Origin of the sequence: Paraburkholderia guartelaensis (genome assembly GCF_004353905.1) — a bacterium.
Classification (GTDB): Bacteria; Pseudomonadota; Gammaproteobacteria; order Burkholderiales; family Burkholderiaceae; genus Paraburkholderia; species Paraburkholderia guartelaensis.
The window spans coordinates 204,405-223,420 of the sequence record NZ_SMOD01000007.1 but is presented as its reverse complement, the minus strand read 5'-3'; the positions used below and the strand labels follow the sequence as shown (position 1 = coordinate 223,420).

16 protein-coding genes are annotated in these 19,016 nt (G+C 65.6%); 13 read left to right on the top strand and 3 right to left on the bottom strand.

The window, feature by feature from the left end; translation table 11 throughout:
* The first annotated feature begins 6 nt into the window (after positions 1-6).
* The 3 genes from E1N52_RS11720 (at position 7) to mtgA (ending at position 3,815) form a co-directional block, all read left to right on the top strand.
* Positions 7-2,133 carry a ribonuclease catalytic domain-containing protein gene (locus E1N52_RS11720; RefSeq protein ID WP_133182942.1) on the top strand — a complete coding sequence of 709 codons (2,127 nt, stop codon included), beginning with the start codon at positions 7-9 and terminating at the stop codon, positions 2,131-2,133.
* Positions 2,130-3,005 (top strand): shikimate dehydrogenase, encoded by an 876-nt coding sequence (gene aroE / locus E1N52_RS11715; RefSeq protein WP_133182941.1) that lies wholly within the window; start codon positions 2,130-2,132, stop codon positions 3,003-3,005. The genes E1N52_RS11720 and aroE overlap by 4 nt, the downstream gene beginning before the upstream one ends.
* Before the next feature lie 120 nt (positions 3,006-3,125).
* Entirely contained in the window at positions 3,126-3,815 is a 690-nt protein-coding gene (gene mtgA, locus E1N52_RS11710) for a monofunctional biosynthetic peptidoglycan transglycosylase (RefSeq protein ID WP_246089033.1), read from the top strand.
* An 81-nt stretch (positions 3,816-3,896) separates the two neighbouring features.
* Here the strand turns inward: mtgA and queF are convergent, their stop codons facing one another.
* Genes queF through ilvA form a run of 3 tightly spaced genes read right to left on the bottom strand, consistent with a single transcriptional unit; the run spans position 3,897 to position 7,177 of the window.
* Complete coding sequence (gene queF, locus E1N52_RS11705) at positions 3,897-4,721, bottom strand: NADPH-dependent 7-cyano-7-deazaguanine reductase QueF (RefSeq protein WP_133182938.1); 825 nt, start codon at positions 4,719-4,721, stop codon at positions 3,897-3,899.
* Entirely contained in the window at positions 4,718-5,638 is a 921-nt protein-coding gene (locus tag E1N52_RS11700) for a 5'-nucleotidase (protein WP_133182936.1), read from the bottom strand. Before E1N52_RS11700 ends, queF begins: the two co-directional genes overlap by 4 nt.
* A 12-nt stretch (positions 5,639-5,650) precedes the next feature.
* Positions 5,651-7,177 carry a threonine ammonia-lyase, biosynthetic gene (ilvA, locus tag E1N52_RS11695; RefSeq protein WP_133182934.1) on the bottom strand — a complete coding sequence of 509 codons (1,527 nt, stop codon included), beginning with the start codon at positions 7,175-7,177 and terminating at the stop codon, positions 5,651-5,653.
* A 548-nt stretch (positions 7,178-7,725) separates the two neighbouring features.
* Between ilvA and E1N52_RS11690 the strand changes: the two genes are divergently transcribed.
* The 10 genes from E1N52_RS11690 to E1N52_RS11645 all read left to right on the top strand — a co-directional run bounded on the left by E1N52_RS11690 (position 7,726) and on the right by E1N52_RS11645 (position 19,007).
* Positions 7,726-11,772: a DUF3683 domain-containing protein gene (locus tag E1N52_RS11690; RefSeq protein ID WP_133182932.1), complete on the top strand. Its 4,047-nt coding sequence runs from the start codon at positions 7,726-7,728 to the stop codon at positions 11,770-11,772.
* A gap of 41 nt (positions 11,773-11,813) precedes the next feature.
* Positions 11,814-12,239: an HIT family protein gene (locus E1N52_RS11685; protein ID WP_133182930.1), complete on the top strand. Its 426-nt coding sequence runs from the start codon at positions 11,814-11,816 to the stop codon at positions 12,237-12,239.
* Between the two features lie 77 nt (positions 12,240-12,316).
* Positions 12,317-12,730, top strand: coding sequence for a gamma-butyrobetaine hydroxylase family protein (locus E1N52_RS11680; protein WP_133182928.1), 414 nt, complete (start codon positions 12,317-12,319; stop codon positions 12,728-12,730).
* Positions 12,731-12,817: 87 nt separating this feature from the next.
* A complete protein-coding gene (gene ubiE, locus E1N52_RS11675; protein ID WP_133182926.1) occupies positions 12,818-13,549 on the top strand; it encodes a bifunctional demethylmenaquinone methyltransferase/2-methoxy-6-polyprenyl-1,4-benzoquinol methylase UbiE in 732 nt (243 codons plus the stop codon).
* A gap of 36 nt (positions 13,550-13,585) precedes the next feature.
* Entirely contained in the window at positions 13,586-14,608 is a 1,023-nt protein-coding gene (locus E1N52_RS11670) for a Tim44 domain-containing protein (protein WP_133182924.1), read from the top strand.
* 171 nt (positions 14,609-14,779) lie between these two features.
* The gene (locus tag E1N52_RS11665) at positions 14,780-15,415 is read left to right on the top strand and encodes a ubiquinone biosynthesis accessory factor UbiJ (protein ID WP_133183018.1); all 636 of its coding nucleotides are present in this window, start codon (positions 14,780-14,782) and stop codon (positions 15,413-15,415) included.
* 18 nt (positions 15,416-15,433) lie between these two features.
* Positions 15,434-17,011 (top strand): ubiquinone biosynthesis regulatory protein kinase UbiB, encoded by a 1,578-nt coding sequence (ubiB, locus tag E1N52_RS11660; RefSeq protein WP_133182922.1) that lies wholly within the window; start codon positions 15,434-15,436, stop codon positions 17,009-17,011.
* 32 nt (positions 17,012-17,043) lie between these two features.
* On the top strand, positions 17,044-17,694 hold the full coding sequence (locus tag E1N52_RS11655) for a methyltransferase domain-containing protein (protein WP_133182920.1): 651 nt from the start codon (positions 17,044-17,046) through the stop codon (positions 17,692-17,694).
* Positions 17,695-17,912: 218 nt separating this feature from the next.
* On the top strand, positions 17,913-18,269 hold the full coding sequence (locus tag E1N52_RS11650) for an FmdB family zinc ribbon protein (protein ID WP_133182918.1): 357 nt from the start codon (positions 17,913-17,915) through the stop codon (positions 18,267-18,269).
* Positions 18,270-18,365: 96 nt separating this feature from the next.
* Positions 18,366-19,007, top strand: a complete 642-nt coding sequence (locus E1N52_RS11645; protein ID WP_042266455.1) for a DUF502 domain-containing protein — start codon at positions 18,366-18,368, stop codon at positions 19,005-19,007.
* Positions 19,008-19,016 lie beyond the last annotated feature (9 nt).

Genomic DNA, 19,016 nt, shown 5'->3' with positions numbered 1-19,016 from the left:
TATTGAGTGAACGTTTTCTTTGAGGAATCGGGCAGTTTCAAGGCCGGCAGTGTGCTGTCGCGCCAGGGCGATGCATTTCAGGTCGAGCTGCCGGGCGGGCGGCGCGCCAAGGTGCGCGCGAAAGATGTTCTGATCGAGTTCGAGAAGCCGGCTGCGAGCGAACTGCTGGAGCAGGCGGACGCCGCCGCCCAGGAGATCGATCTGGACTTCCTGTGGGAATGCGCGCCGGCCGACGAATTTGCGTACACGGCGCTTGCGAGCGAGTACTTCGGCGAAACCTACGGCCCGGTCGAGCGCGCCGCGCTCGTGCTGCGCCTGCATGGCTCGCCCGTGTACTTCCGCCGCAAGGGACGCGGCCAATATCAGCGCGCGCCTGAAGAGCAGCTCAAGATGGCGCTGGCCTCGCTCGAGCGCAAGCGTCAGCAGGCGCTGGTGCAGGCCGGCTACGAAGACGAGCTGAAGGCGGGTGGACTGCCCGAGGCGTTCAAAGGCAAGGCGCTCGGACTCCTCACGAAGCCGGACAAGAACTCGATCGAATACAAGGCGCTCGAAGCGGCAGCCGCCGCACGCGGCATTTCGATGCCGCGCCTCATGCTCGAAAACGGCGGCATTGCTTCGCCGCGCGCGCTGCACGAGGCACGCTTCCTCGCGGACTTCTTCCCGCACGGCACCGGCTTCCCGCCCGTCGAGGTGGGCACGCTGCCCGAGGATCTGCCCGACGCCGCCGAGCACGTGCAGGCGTTTTCGATCGACGACGTCACCACGACCGAAATCGACGACGCATTCTCGATCGAGCATCTGGCCGACGGCCGCGTGCGCATCGGTATTCACATCGCGGCGCCCGCGCTGGGCATCCAGCGCGGCGACACGGCGGACACGATCGCGCGCACGCGTCTTTCGACGGTCTACATGCCCGGCGACAAGATCACGATGCTGCCCGACGATTTCGTCGACGCGTTCACGCTCAAGGAAGGCGGTCTGCGTCCGGCGCTTTCGCTCTACTGCATCGTGAACCGCGAGACGCAGGAAATCGTCGCGACCGAAACGCGCGCCGAGCGGGTGTTCGTGAAGAACAATCTGCGTCACAACACGCTCGACGAAGTCGTCACCGAAGAGACGCTCGCTGCGGGCACGGGCGAGTATCCGCACAAGGACGACATCGCCGTGCTGTGGCCGTTCGCGCAGGCGCTGTTCGAGAAGCGCCAGCAGGCGCGCGCGGGTTACGGCCTGCGCCGCGAAGTCCAGCGCAACACCGACTTCAACTTCTACGTTGAAGGCGAGCATGTGACCATCTCGCCGCGCCGCCGCGGCTCGCCGCTCGATATGATCGTCGCGGAGCTGGCCATTCTCGCGAACTCCACGTGGGGCGCCTTCCTGCACGATCATGGCGTGCCGGGCATCTATCGCTCGCAGCGCGCGTTCGGCGCGCCGACCGGTCCCAAGCGCACGCGTATGCAAACCAACGCCGCGCCTCACGAAGGCCTTGGCGTCGCGCAGTATGCGTGGAGCACGTCGCCGCTGCGCCGCTATGTGGACCTCGTGAACCAGTGGCAGCTGCTCGCTTGCGTGGAGCACGGTGTGGCCGCCAAGCTCGTCGCACCGTTCAAACCGAAGGACGCCGATCTCTTCGCCGTCGTGCAGGGCTTCGACGAGACTTACACCGCTTACGCCGACCATCAGCGGCGCATGGAGTACTTCTGGTGCCTGCGCTGGCTGCAGCAGGAAATGCGCGGTGAGGCCGGTCGCGAGCCGCGCCGCGAATTTCCGGCGAGCGTGGTGAAGGACGACCTGGTGCGCTTCGAAGAAGTGCCGCTGCTCATGCACGTGCCCGCACTCGGCGTGCACGCGCGCGGCACGCGTCTGATGATGGAAGTGCTGTCGATCGACGAGCTGACCATCGAGGCTTCGGTGCGCATGCTGCGCGTGCTCGACGCGCCTGTCGTGACGAGCGGCGAGCAGGCCGAAGAGGATGCGGGCGAAGACGAAGAGCTGATCGAAGCCGCCGACGAGTCCGCGCAAAGCGAAGCGGAAGCTGTCGCGGAAGCAGACGACGCCGAAGGCGAGGCGGCAAGCGATGCGCCCGCAGCGGAAGAACAATCGAGCGAGCAGCACGCTACGGAGCCGCGCGAATGAGCGTCAGCGAGTCGAAGCCTGGTGTGCATGCCGACCGCTATGCCGTAGTCGGCAATCCGGTGGCGCACAGCAAGTCGCCGTACATCCACGCGCAGTTCGCGCTGCAAACGGGCGAGCGCGTCGAATACGACCGCCTGCTCGCGCCGCTCGACGGTTTCGTCGAGCACGTGCAGGCCTTTCACGCGGCGGGCGGCCTCGGCCTGAACGTGACCGTGCCGTTCAAGCTGGAAGCGCACGCGCTTGCGCACAAGCTCTCGCCTCGAGCGGCGGCGGCGGGCGCGGTGAACACGCTGCGCTTCGACGCAGACGGCATCTTCGGCGACAACACCGACGGCTTCGGCCTCGTGCGCGACATCGAGGTGAACCTCGGCGTTTCGCTCGAAGGCGCGCGTGTGCTGCTGCTCGGTGCGGGCGGCGCGGCGCGCGGCGTCGTGCTGCCGATGCTCGAGCGCCGGCCGCGCGAGATCACCATCGTGAACCGCACGGCGCCCAAGGCGCACGCGCTCATCGAGCAGTTCGCAGGCGCGGCTGGCGAGTTCGGCTGCCTCCTCAACGGTGGCGGTCCTGGGGCATTCGATCCTAAATCCTACGACGTAATCGTGAACGCGACGGCGGGCAGCCTTGACGCGGCCTTGCCCGAATGCGACGAGCGCGCGTTCGGCACCGGCACGCTCGCCTACGACATGATGTACGGTGCGCAGCCGACCGTGTTCATGCGCCACGCGCAGGCACTCGGCGCGCGCGCGGCCGACGGCCTTGGCATGCTGGTCGAGCAGGCCGCCGAGTCGTTCTTCGTGTGGCGCGGCGTGCGGCCCGAGGGCGCGCCGGTGCTGGCGGCGTTGCGCGCGCAGCTCGCCGCGCAGGCCGCGTAACGCCCGGCGCCTCTCGCACAAAACGGAGACGACGCCATGCGCAGGCAAGCCATCGGTGCGCAAGCCGCGGCGGTCGCGAGCGGCAGCGGGCGGCGCGCGCAGTCGCGAAAACGTCCTGGCATGCTGCGGTGGCTGACCTGGGTGGTCTCGGTGTTCGCGATTGCGTGGATCGCCCTGCAGCTCTTTTACTTCGCGCAAATCGCGCTCTGGAACTTCGTCAATCCGCAAACCACTGCGTTCATGCGCAGCGATGCCGCACGGCTTTCGACCGACCGCCCCGGTCTCTCTATCCAGCACGAATGGGTCCCGTACGACCAGATTTCGCGCAACCTGAAGCGCGCGATCATCGCATCCGAGGACGCGAACTTCGTCAACAACAACGGCTACGAAACCGACGCCATTCTCCAGGCGTGGGAAAAGAACAAGCAGCGCGGCCATATCGTGCGCGGCGGCTCGACCATCACGCAGCAGCTTGCGCGCAACCTGTTCCTCTCGCGCGAGCAGAGCTACATCCGCAAGGGCCAGGAGTTCATCATCACGTGGATGCTGCAGACGCTGCTCGACAAGGAGCGCATCTTCGAGATCTATCTGAATTCGGTGGAGTGGGGCAACGGCGTGTACGGCGCGCAAGCCGCCGCGCGTTACTACTACCGCACGAGCGCCGCGAAGCTCACGCCGTGGCAGTCGGCGCGGCTCGCGGTGATGCTGCCGCGTCCCAAGTACTTCGACGAGCATCGCAACTCGGCGTATCTCGCGCAGCGCACCGCTGTGATTGCGCGGCGCATGGGGGCGGCTGAGCTGCCGCATTGATGCGGCGTCGAATCGTCACGCCAATGAAAAGCGCGCCGTCTTTGCGGCGCGTTTTCTTTTGATTGACTGCGTTTCTTCCGCTTACTGGCGCGCGAGCCGCGCGTTATCCGGCATCGGCATGTTGAAGTTGGTGCGAAACGGATTGATGTCGAGGCCGCCGCGCCGCGTGTAGCGCGCATAGACGGCGAGCCGGTCCGGTTTGCACTCGCGCAGGATGTCCATGAAGATGCGCTCGGCGCACTGCTCGTGAAAGCCCGTGTGATTGCGATAAGAGATGATGTAGCGCAACAGGCCCGCCTGATCGATCTGCGGCCCGACGTAGTGGATCTGCACGCTGCCCCAGTCGGGTTGGCCCGTCACCGGGCAATTCGACTTGAGCAGGTTCGAGATCAGCGTTTCCTCTACCGGGGCTTCGTCGAAGGCCGCCTTAAGCAGCGTCGGCTCCGGGTGATAGATCTCCGTGTCGAGATCGAGGCGGTCGAGCGAGAGCCCATCGAATTCCTCGAACGGGATCTTGCCGAACGCACCCGGCTGCTCGAACCGCACCGATACCGACGCGCCGCAAGCCGCCGTCACATCGCGCTTGATCGTGTCGCGCACCACCTCGGCGGATTCGAACGGCGTTTGCGCGAACGAGCCCAGATAGAGCTTGAACGACTTCGATTCGATGATGTTCGGCGAGTCGGCGGGAATGAAGAACGTGGCGATCGCGATCTGCGGCTTGCCGCGCGCGTTGAGCCACGAAAGCTCGTAGGCGTTCCAGATATCGCTGCCGAAGAAGGGCAATTGCGCGCCTATGCCGATCTGCTCGCGCGCACCCGCGCGCGGGATCGGAAACAGGAGCGAAGCGTCGTATTGCTCGGTATAGGTGGAGGCCTTGCCGAGCGGAGATTGGTCGGGAGTCATGATGCGTTGGCTTCGGTTGCGAGATTGGTCACGCCGCTTGCCACGTGCCCGGTGGCCGTGACCGAGCGCGCGGATTCGCAGGTGCGGATCTGGTCGTCGAAGAAAAAATCGGGTTCGAACTCGCGCAGGAACGGGCCTTTGTCGAGTCCGCCAAGGAACATCGCTTCGTCGATTTCGATGTTCCAGGCCATCAACGTACGGATTGCGCGCTCGTGCGCGGGCGCCGAGCGCGCGGTGACGAGGGCGGTGCGGATGCGCATTTGCGCGTTCGCGTCGGCGAGCTTCTGCAGGCGGTTGAGCGCTGCAAGCAGCGGCTGAAGCGGGCCTTGCGCGAGCGGCAGTTCGCGGTTGTCGCGCTCGTGGCTCACGAAGGCGGACAGCCCCTTGCTCTGGAAAATCTGCTCGGCTTCGTCGGAAAACAGCACCGCATCGCCGTCGAACGCAATGCGAATTTCGTGCGCGTTGCGTTCCGCCATTGTCGCCGATTCCGGAAAGACGCGTGCAGCGGGGAATCCGGCGTCGAGCGCGCTCTTCACATCAGCCGGATTCGCGGAGAGAAACAGCGACGCGTTGAGCGGCTTGAGGTAATGCCACGGCTCGCGTCCGCGCGTGAACACGCCGCGTTGAATGTCGAGCCCGTGCTCGCGGCACGAACTGAACGCGCGCAGACCGCTGATGGGATCGCTGCGCGAGAGGATCACCACTTCAACGTGATGCGCGCCGTCATTGAGCGCGAGCAGCTTGCGGATCAGCGCGAACGCCACGCCTGGCCGCGCGGGCACGTTCAGGCGCTCGCGCTGGAGCGCCTCGTAGGCTTGCAGGTCGCCGGCTTCGAACACGTGGTTTTCCTCCTCGAAATCGAAGAGCGCACGCGACGAAATGGCGACGACGAGCTTGTCGGAAAGCGAAACAGACACGATGGCCGCTCGTTATGCGAGGAACAACCGATACGCCGGATTGCTCGTCTCTTCCCAGTGCGGATAACCAAGCGTGGCGAGGAAGCGGCGGAACTCGGCGTCTTCGGCGGCGGGCACCTGGATGCCCACCAGAATCGAGCTGTAGTCGGCGCCCTGGTTACGGTAGTGGAAGAGGCTGATGTTCCAGTTCGGCGCCATCGACGAAAGGAAACGCATGAGCGCGCCCGGCCGCTCCGGAAACTCGAAGCGGAACAGGCGTTCGTCGTGCGCGAGCGGCGAGCGCCCGCCCACCATGTAGCGGATGTGCTGCTTCGACAGCTCGTCGCCGGTCAGATCGACGGTCGGAAAGCCGTGATCGACGAAGGTCTTCGCGATCTGCTGCGACTCGCCGCGGTTGCGGATCTGCACGCCCACGAAGATGTGGGCGCGCTCGGCGTCGTCGATGCGGTAGTTGAACTCGGTCACGCTGCGTGTACCGACCAGCTCGCAGAAGCGCTTGAAGCTGCCGCGCTCCTCGGGGATCGTCACCGCGAACACCGCTTCGCGCGCCTCGCCCACCTCGGCACGCTCGGCCACGAAGCGCATGCGGTCGAAGTTCATGTTCGCGCCCGAGGTGATCGCCACCAGCGTTTGCCCCTCGATGCCCTCGCGCTCCGCGTACTGCTTCGCACCCGCCACGGCCAGTGCACCTGCGGGTTCGAGCACGCTGCGCGTGTCCTGGAAGACGTCCTTGATCGCGGCGCAAAGCGCGTCCGTGTCGACGGTGAGCACTTCGTCGAGATACTGGTGGCACAGGCGGAAGGTTTCCTCGCCCACCAGCTTGACGGCCGTGCCGTCCGAGAACAGGCCGACTTCGGTGAGTTCCACGCGTTTGCCCGCCTTGATCGACTGCGCCATCGCGCAGGAATCGTCGGTCTGCACGCCGATCACCTTAATCTCCGGGCGCACGGCTTTCACGTACGCCGCCACGCCCGCAGCCAGTCCGCCGCCGCCAATCGGCACGAAGATCGCGTGAATCGGGGCCTGATGCTGGCTGAGCACTTCCATCGCCACGGTGCCCTGGCCGGCGATCACGTAGGGATCGTCGAACGGATGCACGAAGGTCAGGCCGCGCTCTTCCTGCAGGCGCACGGCGTGGGCGTAGGCGTCGCTATAAGACTCGCCGGCCTGCACGACCTCGACGGTCGCGCCGCCGTGGGCGCGCACCGCATCGACCTTCACCTGCGGCGTGGTCACCGGCACGCAGATCACGGCCTTCACGCCGAGCTTTGCCGCCGACAGCGCCACGCCCTGCGCGTGATTGCCCGCCGAGGCGGTGATCACGCCGCGCTCGAGTTGCGCGGGCGAGAGGTGCGCCATCTTGTTGTACGCGCCGCGCAGCTTGAAGGAGAACACCGGCTGGTTATCCTCGCGCTTGAGGAACACGGCGTTGCGCAGGCGCGCCGAGAGGTTCGGGGCGCGCTCGAGTTCGGTCTCGCGGGCGACATCGTAGACGCGGGCGGTGAGGATTTTCTTCAGGTAATCGTCGTGGGAGGCCATGCGAGGGCGCGCCGGGCGCGGTTGTAGGGCGGGAAGCGTAAATGATAGCGCCAACGGCTCCCGCGCTGGCGGCGCGGGCAGGCGGCTTGCGCCGGATGCGGCGGCGCCATTCACCGACCGGCCGGAAGGCAAATCATCGTCAAAGCACGCGCAATCCGCCGCGAACCATCCGTCAACGCAAGTGAATCTTGTGTGTTCACCAAGTTCCCACGCAGCGTCAGCGCGGGTGCGGATCATGCGGTAAAATCCTTTTTCGAAACAAGGATCGGATGATGCACTGGCAACCTCGGACAGCCCATTTGATGCCCGCACGGCGCGTAACCCGCCCGGCGGCGCAGCGGCACGCCCGCCACGCACGATCGTGTCGCTAAATCCGAGCGCCGGGGAACCATCGGCGTGAGCGTTGCCGCCATGTGCCTCCCCACCCCTTTCGTCCGCAGCCTGCCACAGGCGGACACGATTTCAGAATAGCGCCCCACGCGCCCCGTCAGTATCCGTCGCAGCGGCCGCAAGCCGTGCGCGGGACTGGCCCAAAGAGTCGTCCAACCATGAACGCACCTCAAGTTTTCGATCCTCACGGCGCCGCCGCCGCCGTGGCCGCCGACATCGAACCGCGCCTGCGCGAGATTCCCTATAACTACACGTCGTTTTCGGACCGCGAAATCGTCATCCGCCTGCTCGGCGAAGACGCATGGAACGCGCTCGCCGAGCTGCGCGCGGAGCGCCGCACCGGTCGTTCGGCGCGCATGCTCTACGAAGTGCTGGGCGACATCTGGGTCGTGCGCCGCAACCCGTATCTGCAGGACGATCTGCTCGACAATCCGAAGCGCCGGGCGCTCCTGATCGAGGCGTTGAACCACCGCCTCGCCGAAATCGAGAAGCGCCGCCGCGCCGACCTGCAGGAGCACACCGACAAGGAAGGCGTGGACCGCGCCGCGCGCGTCGAAAAACTGGTCAGCGCCACGCGCCGCGCCATCGATGCCTTCGCGGGCGAGTTCGAGAAGATGGCCGACCTGCGCCGCCGCGCGACGAAGGTGCTCGGCAAGCGCACGGCGAAGGACAACATCCGCTTCGACGGCCTCGCGCGCGTCTCGCACGTGACCGACGCGACCGACTGGCGCGTGGAATATCCGTTCGTCGTCCTCACGCCCGATACCGAAGCCGAAATCGCCGGCCTCATCAAGGCCTGTTTCGAACTCGGCCTCACCGTGATTCCGCGCGGAGGCGGTACGGGCTACACGGGCGGCGCGGTGCCGCTCACCCCGTTCTCCGCCGTCATCAATACCGAAAAGCTCGAGCAGCTCGGCCCCGTCGAGATGACCGACCTGCCGGGCGTGGACCGCAAGGTCGCGACCATTTTCTCGGGCGCGGGCGTGGTCACGCGCCGCGTGACCGAGGCCGCCGACGCTGCAGGCTTCGTCTTCGCAGTCGATCCGACTTCGCTCGATGCGTCCTGCATCGGCGGCAACGTCGCGATGAACGCGGGCGGCAAGAAGGCCGTGCTGTGGGGCACGGCGCTCGACAATCTCGCCTGGTGGCGCATGGTCGACCCGCAGGGCAACTGGCTCGAGGTCACGCGTCTTGACCACAACATGGGCAAGATCCACGACATTCCCGTGGCGCGCTTCGAGCTGAAGTGGTTCGACGGCGAATACGCGCCGGGCGAAAAGCTGCTGCGCTCCGAATCGCTCGATATCGAAGGCAAGCGCTTCCGCAAGGAAGGCCTCGGCAAGGACGTCACCGACAAATTCCTCGCGGGCCTGCCGGGCGTGCAGAAGGAAGGCTGCGACGGGCTCATCACGTCCGCGCGCTGGGTGCTGCACAAGATGCCCGCGCATACGCGCACGGTGTGTCTCGAGTTCTTCGGCCAGGCGCGTGAGGCGATTCCGAGCATCGTCGAGATCAAGGACTACCTGTTCGAAACGTCGAAGCAGGGCGGCGCGATTCTCGCGGGCCTCGAGCACCTCGACGAGCGCTATCTGCGCGCCGTGGGCTACGCGACCAAGAGCAAGCGCAACGCGTTTCCGAAGATGGTGCTGATCGGCGACATCGTCGGCGACGACGCCGATGCCGTGGCCGCCGCGACCTCGGAAGTCATCCGCATGGCCAACGGCAAGAGCGGCGAAGGCTTCGTCGCGGTGTCCGCCGAGGCGCGCAAGCGCTTCTGGCTCGACCGCAGCCGCACGGCCGCCATTGCCAAGCACACCAACGCGTTCAAGATCAACGAAGACGTCGTGATCCCGCTCAACCGCATGGGCGAGTACACGGACGGCATCGAGCGCATCAACATCGAGCTGTCGATCAAGAACAAGCTGCAACTGGTCGACGCGCTCGAAGCGTTCTTCAAAGCGGGCAAGCTGCCGCTCGGCAAGACGGACGACGCGAACGAGATTCCCTCCGCGGAGTTGCTCGAAGACCGCGTCCAGCAGGCGCTCGACCTGCTCAAGCGCGTGCGCGAGCGCTGGACCTTCGTGGGCGAGAAGCTCGATCTGTCGCTGCGCGAGGCGCAGCACTATCTCGTGCAACTGGGTTACGAGGCGCTGGCGGAAAAGTTCGCCGACCGCGTGGACGCGCAGCCGGACGCCAACGTCTTCCACGTGACTCAGGACCGCACGGTGCGGATCTCGTGGAAGCAGGAGATCCGCGCGGAACTGCGCAAGATCTTCAATGGCGGCGAATTCAAGCCGATCCTCGACGAGACCCAGGCGATCCACAAGAAGGTGCTGCGCGGCCGCGTGTTCGTGGCGCTGCACATGCACGCCGGCGACGGCAACGTGCACACGAACCTGCCGGTCAACTCCGACAACTACGAGATGCTGCAGGACGCGCACCATGCGGTCGCGCGCATCATGAAGCTCGCGCGTTCGCTCGACGGCGTGATCTCGGGTGAGCACGGCATCGGCATCACGAAGCTCGAATTCCTCACGGATGAGGAGATCGCCGAGTTCCGCGCCTACAAGCAACGCGTCGATCCGCAAGGCCGCTTCAACGCGGGCAAGCTGCTCGAAGGCGCCGACCTGCGCAACGCCTACACGCCGTCGTTCGGCCTGATGGGCTACGAGTCGCTCATCATGAAGCAGTCCGACATCGGCGCGATCGCCGATTCGGTGAAGGACTGCCTGCGTTGCGGCAAGTGCAAGCCGGTGTGCGCGACGCACGTGCCGCGCGCGAACCTGCTGTACAGCCCGCGCAACAAGATCCTCGCCACGTCGCTGCTGGTCGAGGCGTTCCTGTACGAAGAGCAGACGCGCCGCGGCGTGTCGATCAAGCACTGGGACGAGTTCAACGACGTGGCCGACCACTGCACGGTCTGCCACAAGTGCGTGACGCCGTGCCCGGTCAAGATCGACTTCGGCGACGTGACGATGAACATGCGCAATCTGCTGCGCAAGATGGGCAAGAAGAAGTTCAACGCGGGCAACGCGGCGGGCATGTTCTTCCTGAACGCCACGAACCCGCAGACCATCAATCTCGCGCGCACCGCGATGATGGGCGTGGGCTACAAGGCGCAGCGTCTCGGCAACGACCTGCTCAAGAAGGTCGTGAAGAAGCAGACGGCGCTGCCGCCCGCATCGACGGGCAAGCCGGCCGTGGTCGAGCAGGTGATCCACTTCGTCAACAAGAAGATGCCGGGCAACCTGCCGAAGAAGACGGCGCGCGCGTTGCTCGACATCGAAGACAACAAGATCGTGCCGATCATCCGCAACCCGAAGACGACGAACGTCGATTCGGAAGCGGTGTTCTACTTCCCGGGCTGCGGCTCGGAGCGTCTGTTCTCGCAAGTGGGCCTCGCCACTCAGGCCATGCTCTGGGAAGCGGGCGTGCAGACGGTGCTGCCGCCGGGCTACCTGTGCTGCGGCTATCCGCAGCGCGGCTCGGGCCAGTACGACAAGGCCGAGAAGATCGTCACCGATAACCGCGTGCTGTTCCACCGCGTCGCGAACACGCTCAACTACCTCGACATCAAGACCGTCGTGGTGTCGTGCGGGACGTGTTACGACCAGCTCGCGGGTTATGAATTCGACAAGATTTTCCCGGGATGCCGCATCATCGACATCCACGAGTTCCTGCTCGAGAAGGGCATCAAGCTCGACGGCGTGACGGGCACGCGCTACATGTACCACGACCCGTGTCACACGCCGATCAAGACGATGGATCCGGTCAAGCTCGTCAATGAGCTGATGGGTTCGGAGAAGGACGGCTACAAGATCGAGAAGAACGATCGCTGCTGCGGCGAGTCGGGTACGCTGGCCGTGACGCGCCCGGACATTTCGACGCAGGTGCGCTTCCGCAAGGAAGAGGAAATCCGCAAGGGCGCGGCGAAGCTGCGCGGCATTCCGATCGTCGGCAACGGCGCGAACGGGGTGCAGCCGGCGACGCAGCAGGAAGCGGGCGGGCAGGGTACGACGCAGGACGTCAAGATTCTCACGTCTTGCCCGTCGTGCCTCCAGGGTCTGTCGCGGTACAACGAAGACGCCAACATCGAAGCCGATTACATCGTGGTGGAAATCGCTCGCCACATACTTGGCGAAAACTGGATGGCGGACTACGTTCAGAACGCGAACAATGGCGGAATCGAGCGCGTGCTGGTCTAATGGCTGCGCTCAATTTTCCGTGAACGGGTTCGGGGACGACGATGACATGCGTATTCTGCAGTGAGGAAGGCGGCGATGTGCTGTGGCAGGACGAGCGCATGCGCGTCGTGCTCGCGACTGCCGAGGCCGACTATCCCGGCTTTTGCCGGGTCATCTGGAATGCGCACGTCGCGGAATTCTCGGACCTGGGCGCGGATGACCGGGCACATCTGATGCGCGCGGTGTACGCCGTCGAGCGTGCGCTGCGCCGCGTCATGCAGCCTTCGAAGGTGAATCTGGCGAGCCTCGGCAACCAGGTGCCGCACGTGCACTGGCACGTCATTCCGCGCTTCACCAACGACGCACATTTCCCGCTGCCCGTCTGGGCGCCGCGCCAGCGCACGGTGTCCGAAGCGATGCTGGGCCAGCGCCGCGCGCAGGCCACGCTGCTGCGCGACGCGGTGCGCCAGGAAATGGAGCAGGCTTAAGGCCTGAGCGGGCGCGGCGGTGAGCGTCCAATGCGCGTCCAATTGCGTCCAATACGCATCCAACAGCGGGAACGATCATGAGTGGACTGAAATCCGATACGCCGGTGCCAAGCGGCGTCGTGGTGCACGCCGTCTCGCGCGTGCTGGAACTCCAGTATGCGAACGGGGAGAGCTACCGCGTGCCCTTCGAGCTGATGCGCGTGTATTCGCCCTCGGCGGAGGTGCGCGGGCACGGGCCCGGCCAGGAAACGCTGCAGACGGGCAAGCGTGAGGTGACGATTACGGCGCTTGAAGGTGTCGGCAACTACGCGCTGCAGCCCACGTTCTCCGACGGCCACAACACCGGCATCTATTCGTGGGACCAGCTCTACGAGCTCGCCACACGCCAGGACGAGCTCTGGGCGGAATATTTCGCCAGACTGAAGGCAGCGGGCGTCGAGCGCGACGCACCTATGGCGGCGCCCCCTGCCGCGCATGGCCACTGCCACTGACGCTTCCTGTTACGATCCAGCCCCGCCGCTTCTCTGACAGCGGCGCAGCACTCCAATCAAACACCCTTCCGCGAAAGGACGAGCGCGATGAGCAAAACCCACTTCGGCTATCAGACAGTCGACGAACAGGACAAGGCGAAGAAGGTGGCCGGCGTGTTTCACTCGGTCGCCTCGAACTACGACCTGATGAACGATCTGATGTCGGGCGGGCTGCACCGCGCGTGGAAGGCGTTCACGATCGCGCAGGCGAACATCCGGCCCGGCGCGAAGGTGCTCGATATTGCTGGCGGCACCGGCGACCTTTCCATGGCGTTCGCGAAGAAAGCGGGCCCGACGGGCGAGGTCTGGCACACCGACATCAACGAGTCGATGCTGCGGGTGGGCCGCGACCGCCTGATCGACAACGGCGTGATCACGCCGGCGCTCCTTTGCGACGCCGAGAAAATTCCCTTTCCGGACAACTACTTCGACGTGGTGACGGTGGCTTTCGGGCTGCGCAACATGACGCATAAGGACGCCGCGCTCGCCGAGATGCGCCGTGTGCTCAAGCCGGGCGGCCGCGTGCTCGTGCTCGAATTCTCGAAGGTCTGGGAGCCGCTCAAGAAGGCATACGACGTCTACTCGTTCAAGGTGCTGCCGTGGCTCGGCAAGCGCTTCGCCCAGGACGCGGACAGCTACCAGTACCTCGCGGAATCGATCCGCATGCACCCGGACCAGGAAACACTCAAGACGATGATGGAACAAGTCGGCCTCGACGCCGTCAAATATTACAATTTGTCAGCTGGCGTGGTAGCCTTACACGTCGGCACAAAGTATTAGTGTTCTCAACTCACTGTCTTTAAAGGAATTTCCGCTATGTCTGAGCCCCGAATCGATGCTTCCAAAAAGCTTTCAACATCGTGGGCCAGACGAATCGGCGTCCTGGCCCTTGCTGGCGTGTTGATTGCCGGCAGCCTCGCGTCGTTCGATGCGGAGGCTCGCCGCATGGGTGGCGGCCGCAGTTTCGGCAAGCAGTCGTCCACGGCTACGCAGCGCAGCACCACGCCGCCGCCGGCCCAGCCCACCCCCACGAATCCCGCGCAACAGGCCGGTGCCCAGCGCGCTCCCGGCACGCCGGCTCCTACTCCTGCGGCCGCACCGGCGCGCAATCGCTGGCTTGGGCCGATCGCTGGCCTCGCGGCTGGTCTCGGCATCGCCGCGCTGCTTTCGCACTTCGGTCTTGGCGAGGCGTTTGCCGGCATGATGGCCAACATGATCGTCATTGCGATCATCGCCTTTATCGCCGTCTGGCTGATCCGCAAGTTCATGAGCCGCCGCCGTGCCGCGGAACCCGCGTACCAGGGCGGGTACTCGTCGAACAGCCTGAACTCGTCGTCGGGCGGGTATCAGCCGCAGGAGCCGCGCTACACCGCGCCGCCCACGGGGCAGTACCTCGAGCCTGAAGCCAATCCCGTGAGCACGCCGCGTCTCGACGCGCCAGCAGCGGCAGCCGCGTCAATCCCGGCCGGCTTCGACACGGAAGCCTTCGTGCGCAACGCCAAGGTCTACTTCGTGCGCCTGCAGGCCGCGTGGGACGCCGGCAACATGGACGACATCCGCGAATTCACGACGCCCGAGATGTTCGCCGAAGTCCGCGTCGATCTCGCGGGCCGCGGCGCGCAGCCCAACCAGACCGACGTCGTGCAGCTCAACGCGGACCTGCTCGGCGTGGAAGACCGCGGCAGCGAATACCTTGCGAGCGTGCGCTTCTCCGGCCTGATTCGCGAAGCCATGGGCGAGCCGGCCGCGCCGTTCGTCGAGGTGTGGAATCTCTCGAAGTCGCGCACGTCGGGCGAAGGCTGGCTGCTCGCGGGCATCCAGCAGGTCGAATCTCACTGAGCCGGTACTCGGGCCGCGCGTCTCGTGACTTGATCCAGATCGGCGTACGACGCCTTCCAGGTGTCGCGCCGCATGGGAGAGGGCAGGGCGGCGGCGCGATCCTGTGGCTCGAACGTTACAATAGGAACCCGCCCGGGCTTGTGCCCGTGCGGGTTTTCTTATTCCATGCCGATGACTCTTGCCGCCAAGCCCTTCGCTGCTGCCGTCAATCACCTGCTCGCCCGCGAAACGTGGGCACGCGAGCGTCTCGCCCCCTATGCGGGCAAGACGGCCCGTCTCACCTGTCCGCCTGTCGTGCTCACGCTGCTCGTGCAGCCGGACGGCTATCTGGGTGCGGTCGAGGACCACGATGCGGGCGACGTCGATGTGACGCTCTCGCTGCCCGCAGGCGCGCTCTCGTCGTTCATGCAGGGCGGCCAGGCGGCCGTGATGAAGCACGTGAAGATCGAGGGCGATGCCGAGTTTGCGCAGGTCATCGGCAAGCTCGCCGAGCATCTGCGCTGGGAACCCGAAGAGGACCTCGCGAAGCTGATCGGCGACGCGCCGGCTTCACGTATCGCCACGCTCGCGCGCGCCGCGAGCGAGCAGGCCCTGCGTACCGGGCGCAACGTGCTCGGCTCGGTCACGGAATATCTGCTCGATGAAAATCCGCAGCTCGTGCGGCGCGCCGAGCTCGACGGCTTCAATGAAGAGCTGTCGCGCGCACGCGATGCGCTGGCGCGCGTGGAAAAGCGCATCGAGCGGCTCGAACAAAAATCACAGGCCGGTGGCGGGAGCCAAAGCGCTGCGCCGCGCGGCTCGCGCTAGTCAACAGGCCCCCCAGACATGCGTTTTCTGCGTTTCCTCAAGATTGTCTTCACCGTCATCCGCTTCGGCCTGGACGAGATGATGTTGAGCCGGATCAACGACCGGCGTGTGGCGCTGCTCCTGCGCATCACCACGATCGGGCGTCGTTTCGACGACCCGCCCGGCTTGCGTCTGCGTCTCGCGCTGGAAAGCCTCGGCCCGATCTTCGTGAAATTCGGCCAGGTGCTGTCCACGCGCCGCGACCTGCTGCCGCCCGATATCGCCAACGAACTCGCGAAGCTGCAGGACCAGGTGCCGCCGTTCGATTCGAACGTGGCGATCGGCCTGATCGAGAAGTCGCTGGGCGCACCGGTCGACACGATTTTCGACGAGTTCGAGCGCGTGCCGGTGGCGAGCGCATCGATTGCACAGGTGCATTTCGCCAAGGTGAAGTCGGGCCAGCACGCGGGCAAGCCGGTGGCGGTGAAGGTGCTGCGCCCGAACATGCGTCCGGTGATCGATTCCGACCTCGCGCTGCTGCGCGACATCGCCGTTTGGGCCGAGCGCCTGTGGGCCGACGGCAAGCGCCTGAAGCCGCGCGAAGTGGTGGCCGAATTCGACAAGTACTTGCACGACGAGCTCGACCTCATGCGCGAGGCCGCCAACGGCAGCCAGTTGCGCCGCAATTTCGCTGGCCTCGACTTGCTGCTCGTGCCGGAAATGTACTGGGAATTCAGCACGGCCAACGTGCTCGTGATGGAGCGCATGGTCGGCGTGCCGATCAGCCAGGTGGACAAGCTGCGGGCGGCGGGCGTGGACATTCCGAAGCTCGCGCGCGAGGGCGTGGAAATCTTCTTCACGCAGGTGTTCCGCGACGGCTTCTTTCACGCCGACATGCACCCCGGCAACATTCAGGTGAGTCTCGATCCCGCGCATTTCGGCCGCTATATCGCGCTCGATTTCGGCATCGTCGGCGCGCTGTCGGACTTCGACAAGAATTACCTCGCGCAGAACTTTCTCGCGTTCTTCAAGCGCGACTATCACCGCGTGGCGACGCTACACATCGAATCGGGCTGGGTGCCGCCGAATACGCGCGTGGAAGAGCTGGAAAGCGCGATTCGCGCCGTGTGCGAACCGTATTTCGACCGGGCGCTGAAGGACATCTCGCTGGGCCAGGTGCTGCTGCGCCTCTTCCAGACCTCGCGGCGCTTCAACGTGGAAATCCAGCCGCAACTCGTTCTGCTGCAAAAGACCATGCTCAACGTCGAGGGCCTCGGGCGCTCGCTCGATCCGGAGCTCGATCTCTGGAAAACGGCGAAGCCGTATCTCGAGCGCTGGATGGCCGAGCAGATCGGCCTGCGCGGCTGGTACGAGCGCTTCAAGATCGAAGCGCCGCAATGGAGCAAGACGCTGCCGCAATTGCCGCGCCTCGTGCACCAGGCGCTGCTGCACCGACAGGAACCTGGCGGTTTCGCGAACGACGAGACGATCCGCGCGATGCTCGCCGAGCAACGCCGCACGAACCGCCTGCTGCAGGGCCTGCTCGTGTTCGGCGTGGCCGTGGGCGTCGGCATGGTGGCGGCGCGCGTGTGGCTCGCGTTCGCCTACGGTGGCTGACGGACCCCGAGAAGAGATCCAGGAGTGAGACGATGAGCGACCCGACCCTGCCGCCGCAACCGGGCGAAGTACCCGAGTTCGAAACCCGCGACCCGGCGTCGCCCTCGTTCTGGGACGAGCGCTTTGCGCGCGGCTTCACGCCATGGGATCAGGCGGGCGTGCAGCGACAGTTCGAAGTCTTCGCCACGGCGCACCCCGAGGCCGCGGTGCTGATTCCGGGCTGTGGCAACGCCTGGGAGGCGCGCTGGCTCGCCGAGCGCGGCCGTACGGTGCGCGCCATCGACTTCGCGCCGGCCGCGGTCGCGAGCGCGCGCGCGGCGCTGGGGCAGTACGCCGACGTCGTCGAAGAGGCGGACTTCTACGCCTACACGCCGCCGTTCACGCCGGCCTGGGTGTTCGAGCGCGCGTTCCTGTGCGCGCTGCCCAAAGCGCAGCGCGCGAGCTACGCCACCCGCATGGCCCAACTGTTGCAGCCCGGCGCGTTGCTCGCGGGCTACTTCTTCATCGGCGAGACGCCCAAGGGGCCGCCGTTCGCGATCGCGCGCGACGAACTCGACGCCTTGCTCACGCCGTATTTCACGTTGGCCGACGATCAGCCCGTGGCCGACTCGCTGCCCGTTTTCGTCGGGCGCGAGCGCTGGCTCGTGTGGTGCCGCAACGACGTCGCGCCGTCGCCCGTTTGAGCTGTCCCAGGCGCTCGCTCCATGCGCGCGCCGCCTTGCATGGCCGCGCGCGCTCTTGATGTGCGCGCAACCTGCCCTCATCTGACTTGAGGCGGCCGCGACCCTCCGACCCTCCTCGCTGGGCACCCAACCCCGGTAAATGCCAGGGGCGATCCTGGTTTGCGGCTATAATTCAAGGCTTTGCAAGCAATTATCAGATTTTCATCAGGAAAGAGATCATGCCGATCTACGCTTATCGCTGCGAGTCGTGCGGCTTCGACAAGGACGTGCTCCAAAAGATGAGCGATGCGCCCCTGACGCAGTGCCCGAGCTGTGGCGCGGACACGTTTCGCAAGCAGGTCACCGCAGCAGGCTTCCAGCTGAAGGGTTCTGGCTGGTACGTCACCGATTTCCGCGGCGGAAACGGGGGTAAGAGCGGCGCGGCGGCCGGCGCGAAGGCGCCAGGCGAAAGCGCGTCGTCGGAAGGCAGCAAGCCGGCCAGCGAGGGCGCCGCGAGCGCTTCCACCGACTCGAGCACAGCCGCGCCCGCCGCAAGCAGCCCAGCGAGCACGCCCAGCCCGGCAGCCTCGACCTGAAAAACCTGCGGTGCGCTCCCCGTATTTCCGGGGACACGCACCGCGCCGAAGCCGCGCCGGCAGCCCGTATGCCGCGCGACCCGCATGGCGGTGTAAATGACGATCAAGAAAGCGACGTTCAAATCGGTATTCCTGACCGGCCTGCTGGTGCTGGTGCCGCTGGCCATCACGCTGTGGGTGCTGAACCTCGTCATCGGCACGATGGATCAGACGCTGCTGCTGCTGCCCGAATCGTGGCGCCCGGAGCGCATGTTCGGCGTGCGCCTGCCGGGACTCGGCGCGGTGCTCACGCTCGCGTTCATCTTCGGGGTCGGTCTGCTCACGCACAACTTCATCGGCCAGAAGCTGGTGGAGTGGTGGAACGCGCTGGTGCGCCGCATTCCGATCATCGGACCGCTGTACGGCAGCATCCAGCAGGTTTCCGATACACTGCTTTCGAGCAACGGCAATGCATTTCGCAAAGCGCTCCTGATCGAATACCCGCGCAAGGGTTCGTGGACGATCGCGTTTCTCACCGGCATTCCCGGCGGCGACGTGGTCAACCACCTGCAGGAAGATCACGTGAGCGTCTATGTCCCGACTACGCCGAATCCGACGTCGGGCTTTTTCCTGATGGTGCCAAAGAGCGAGGTGGTCGAGCTGGACATGACCGTCGACGCCGCGCTCAAGTATATTGTTTCGATGGGCGTGGTCGCGCCGGCAACCTCACCACGCCGCCCCATCGATCCTCCGCTTTAATACCGGACG

What these genes read in the sequence shown, in the direction of transcription:
- aroE (WP_133182941.1), top strand. Translation starts at nt 2,130, where the DNA reads ATGAGCGTCAGCGAGTCGAAGCCTGGTGTGCATGCCGACCGCTATGCC.
- mtgA (WP_246089033.1), top strand. Translation starts at nt 3,126, where the DNA reads ATGCTGCGGTGGCTGACCTGGGTGGTCTCGGTGTTCGCGATTGCGTGG.
- queF (WP_133182938.1), bottom strand. Translation starts at nt 4,721, where the DNA reads ATGACTCCCGACCAATCTCCGCTCGGCAAGGCCTCCACCTATACCGAG.
- ilvA (WP_133182934.1), bottom strand. Translation starts at nt 7,177, where the DNA reads ATGGCCTCCCACGACGATTACCTGAAGAAAATCCTCACCGCCCGCGTC.
- E1N52_RS11690 (WP_133182932.1), top strand. Translation starts at nt 7,726, where the DNA reads ATGAACGCACCTCAAGTTTTCGATCCTCACGGCGCCGCCGCCGCCGTG.
- E1N52_RS11685 (WP_133182930.1), top strand. Translation starts at nt 11,814, where the DNA reads ATGACATGCGTATTCTGCAGTGAGGAAGGCGGCGATGTGCTGTGGCAG.
- E1N52_RS11680 (WP_133182928.1), top strand. Translation starts at nt 12,317, where the DNA reads ATGAGTGGACTGAAATCCGATACGCCGGTGCCAAGCGGCGTCGTGGTG.
- ubiE (WP_133182926.1), top strand. Translation starts at nt 12,818, where the DNA reads ATGAGCAAAACCCACTTCGGCTATCAGACAGTCGACGAACAGGACAAG.
- E1N52_RS11670 (WP_133182924.1), top strand. Translation starts at nt 13,586, where the DNA reads ATGTCTGAGCCCCGAATCGATGCTTCCAAAAAGCTTTCAACATCGTGG.
- E1N52_RS11665 (WP_133183018.1), top strand. Translation starts at nt 14,780, where the DNA reads ATGACTCTTGCCGCCAAGCCCTTCGCTGCTGCCGTCAATCACCTGCTC.
- ubiB (WP_133182922.1), top strand. Translation starts at nt 15,434, where the DNA reads ATGCGTTTTCTGCGTTTCCTCAAGATTGTCTTCACCGTCATCCGCTTC.
- E1N52_RS11655 (WP_133182920.1), top strand. Translation starts at nt 17,044, where the DNA reads ATGAGCGACCCGACCCTGCCGCCGCAACCGGGCGAAGTACCCGAGTTC.
- E1N52_RS11650 (WP_133182918.1), top strand. Translation starts at nt 17,913, where the DNA reads ATGCCGATCTACGCTTATCGCTGCGAGTCGTGCGGCTTCGACAAGGAC.
- E1N52_RS11645 (WP_042266455.1), top strand. Translation starts at nt 18,366, where the DNA reads ATGACGATCAAGAAAGCGACGTTCAAATCGGTATTCCTGACCGGCCTG.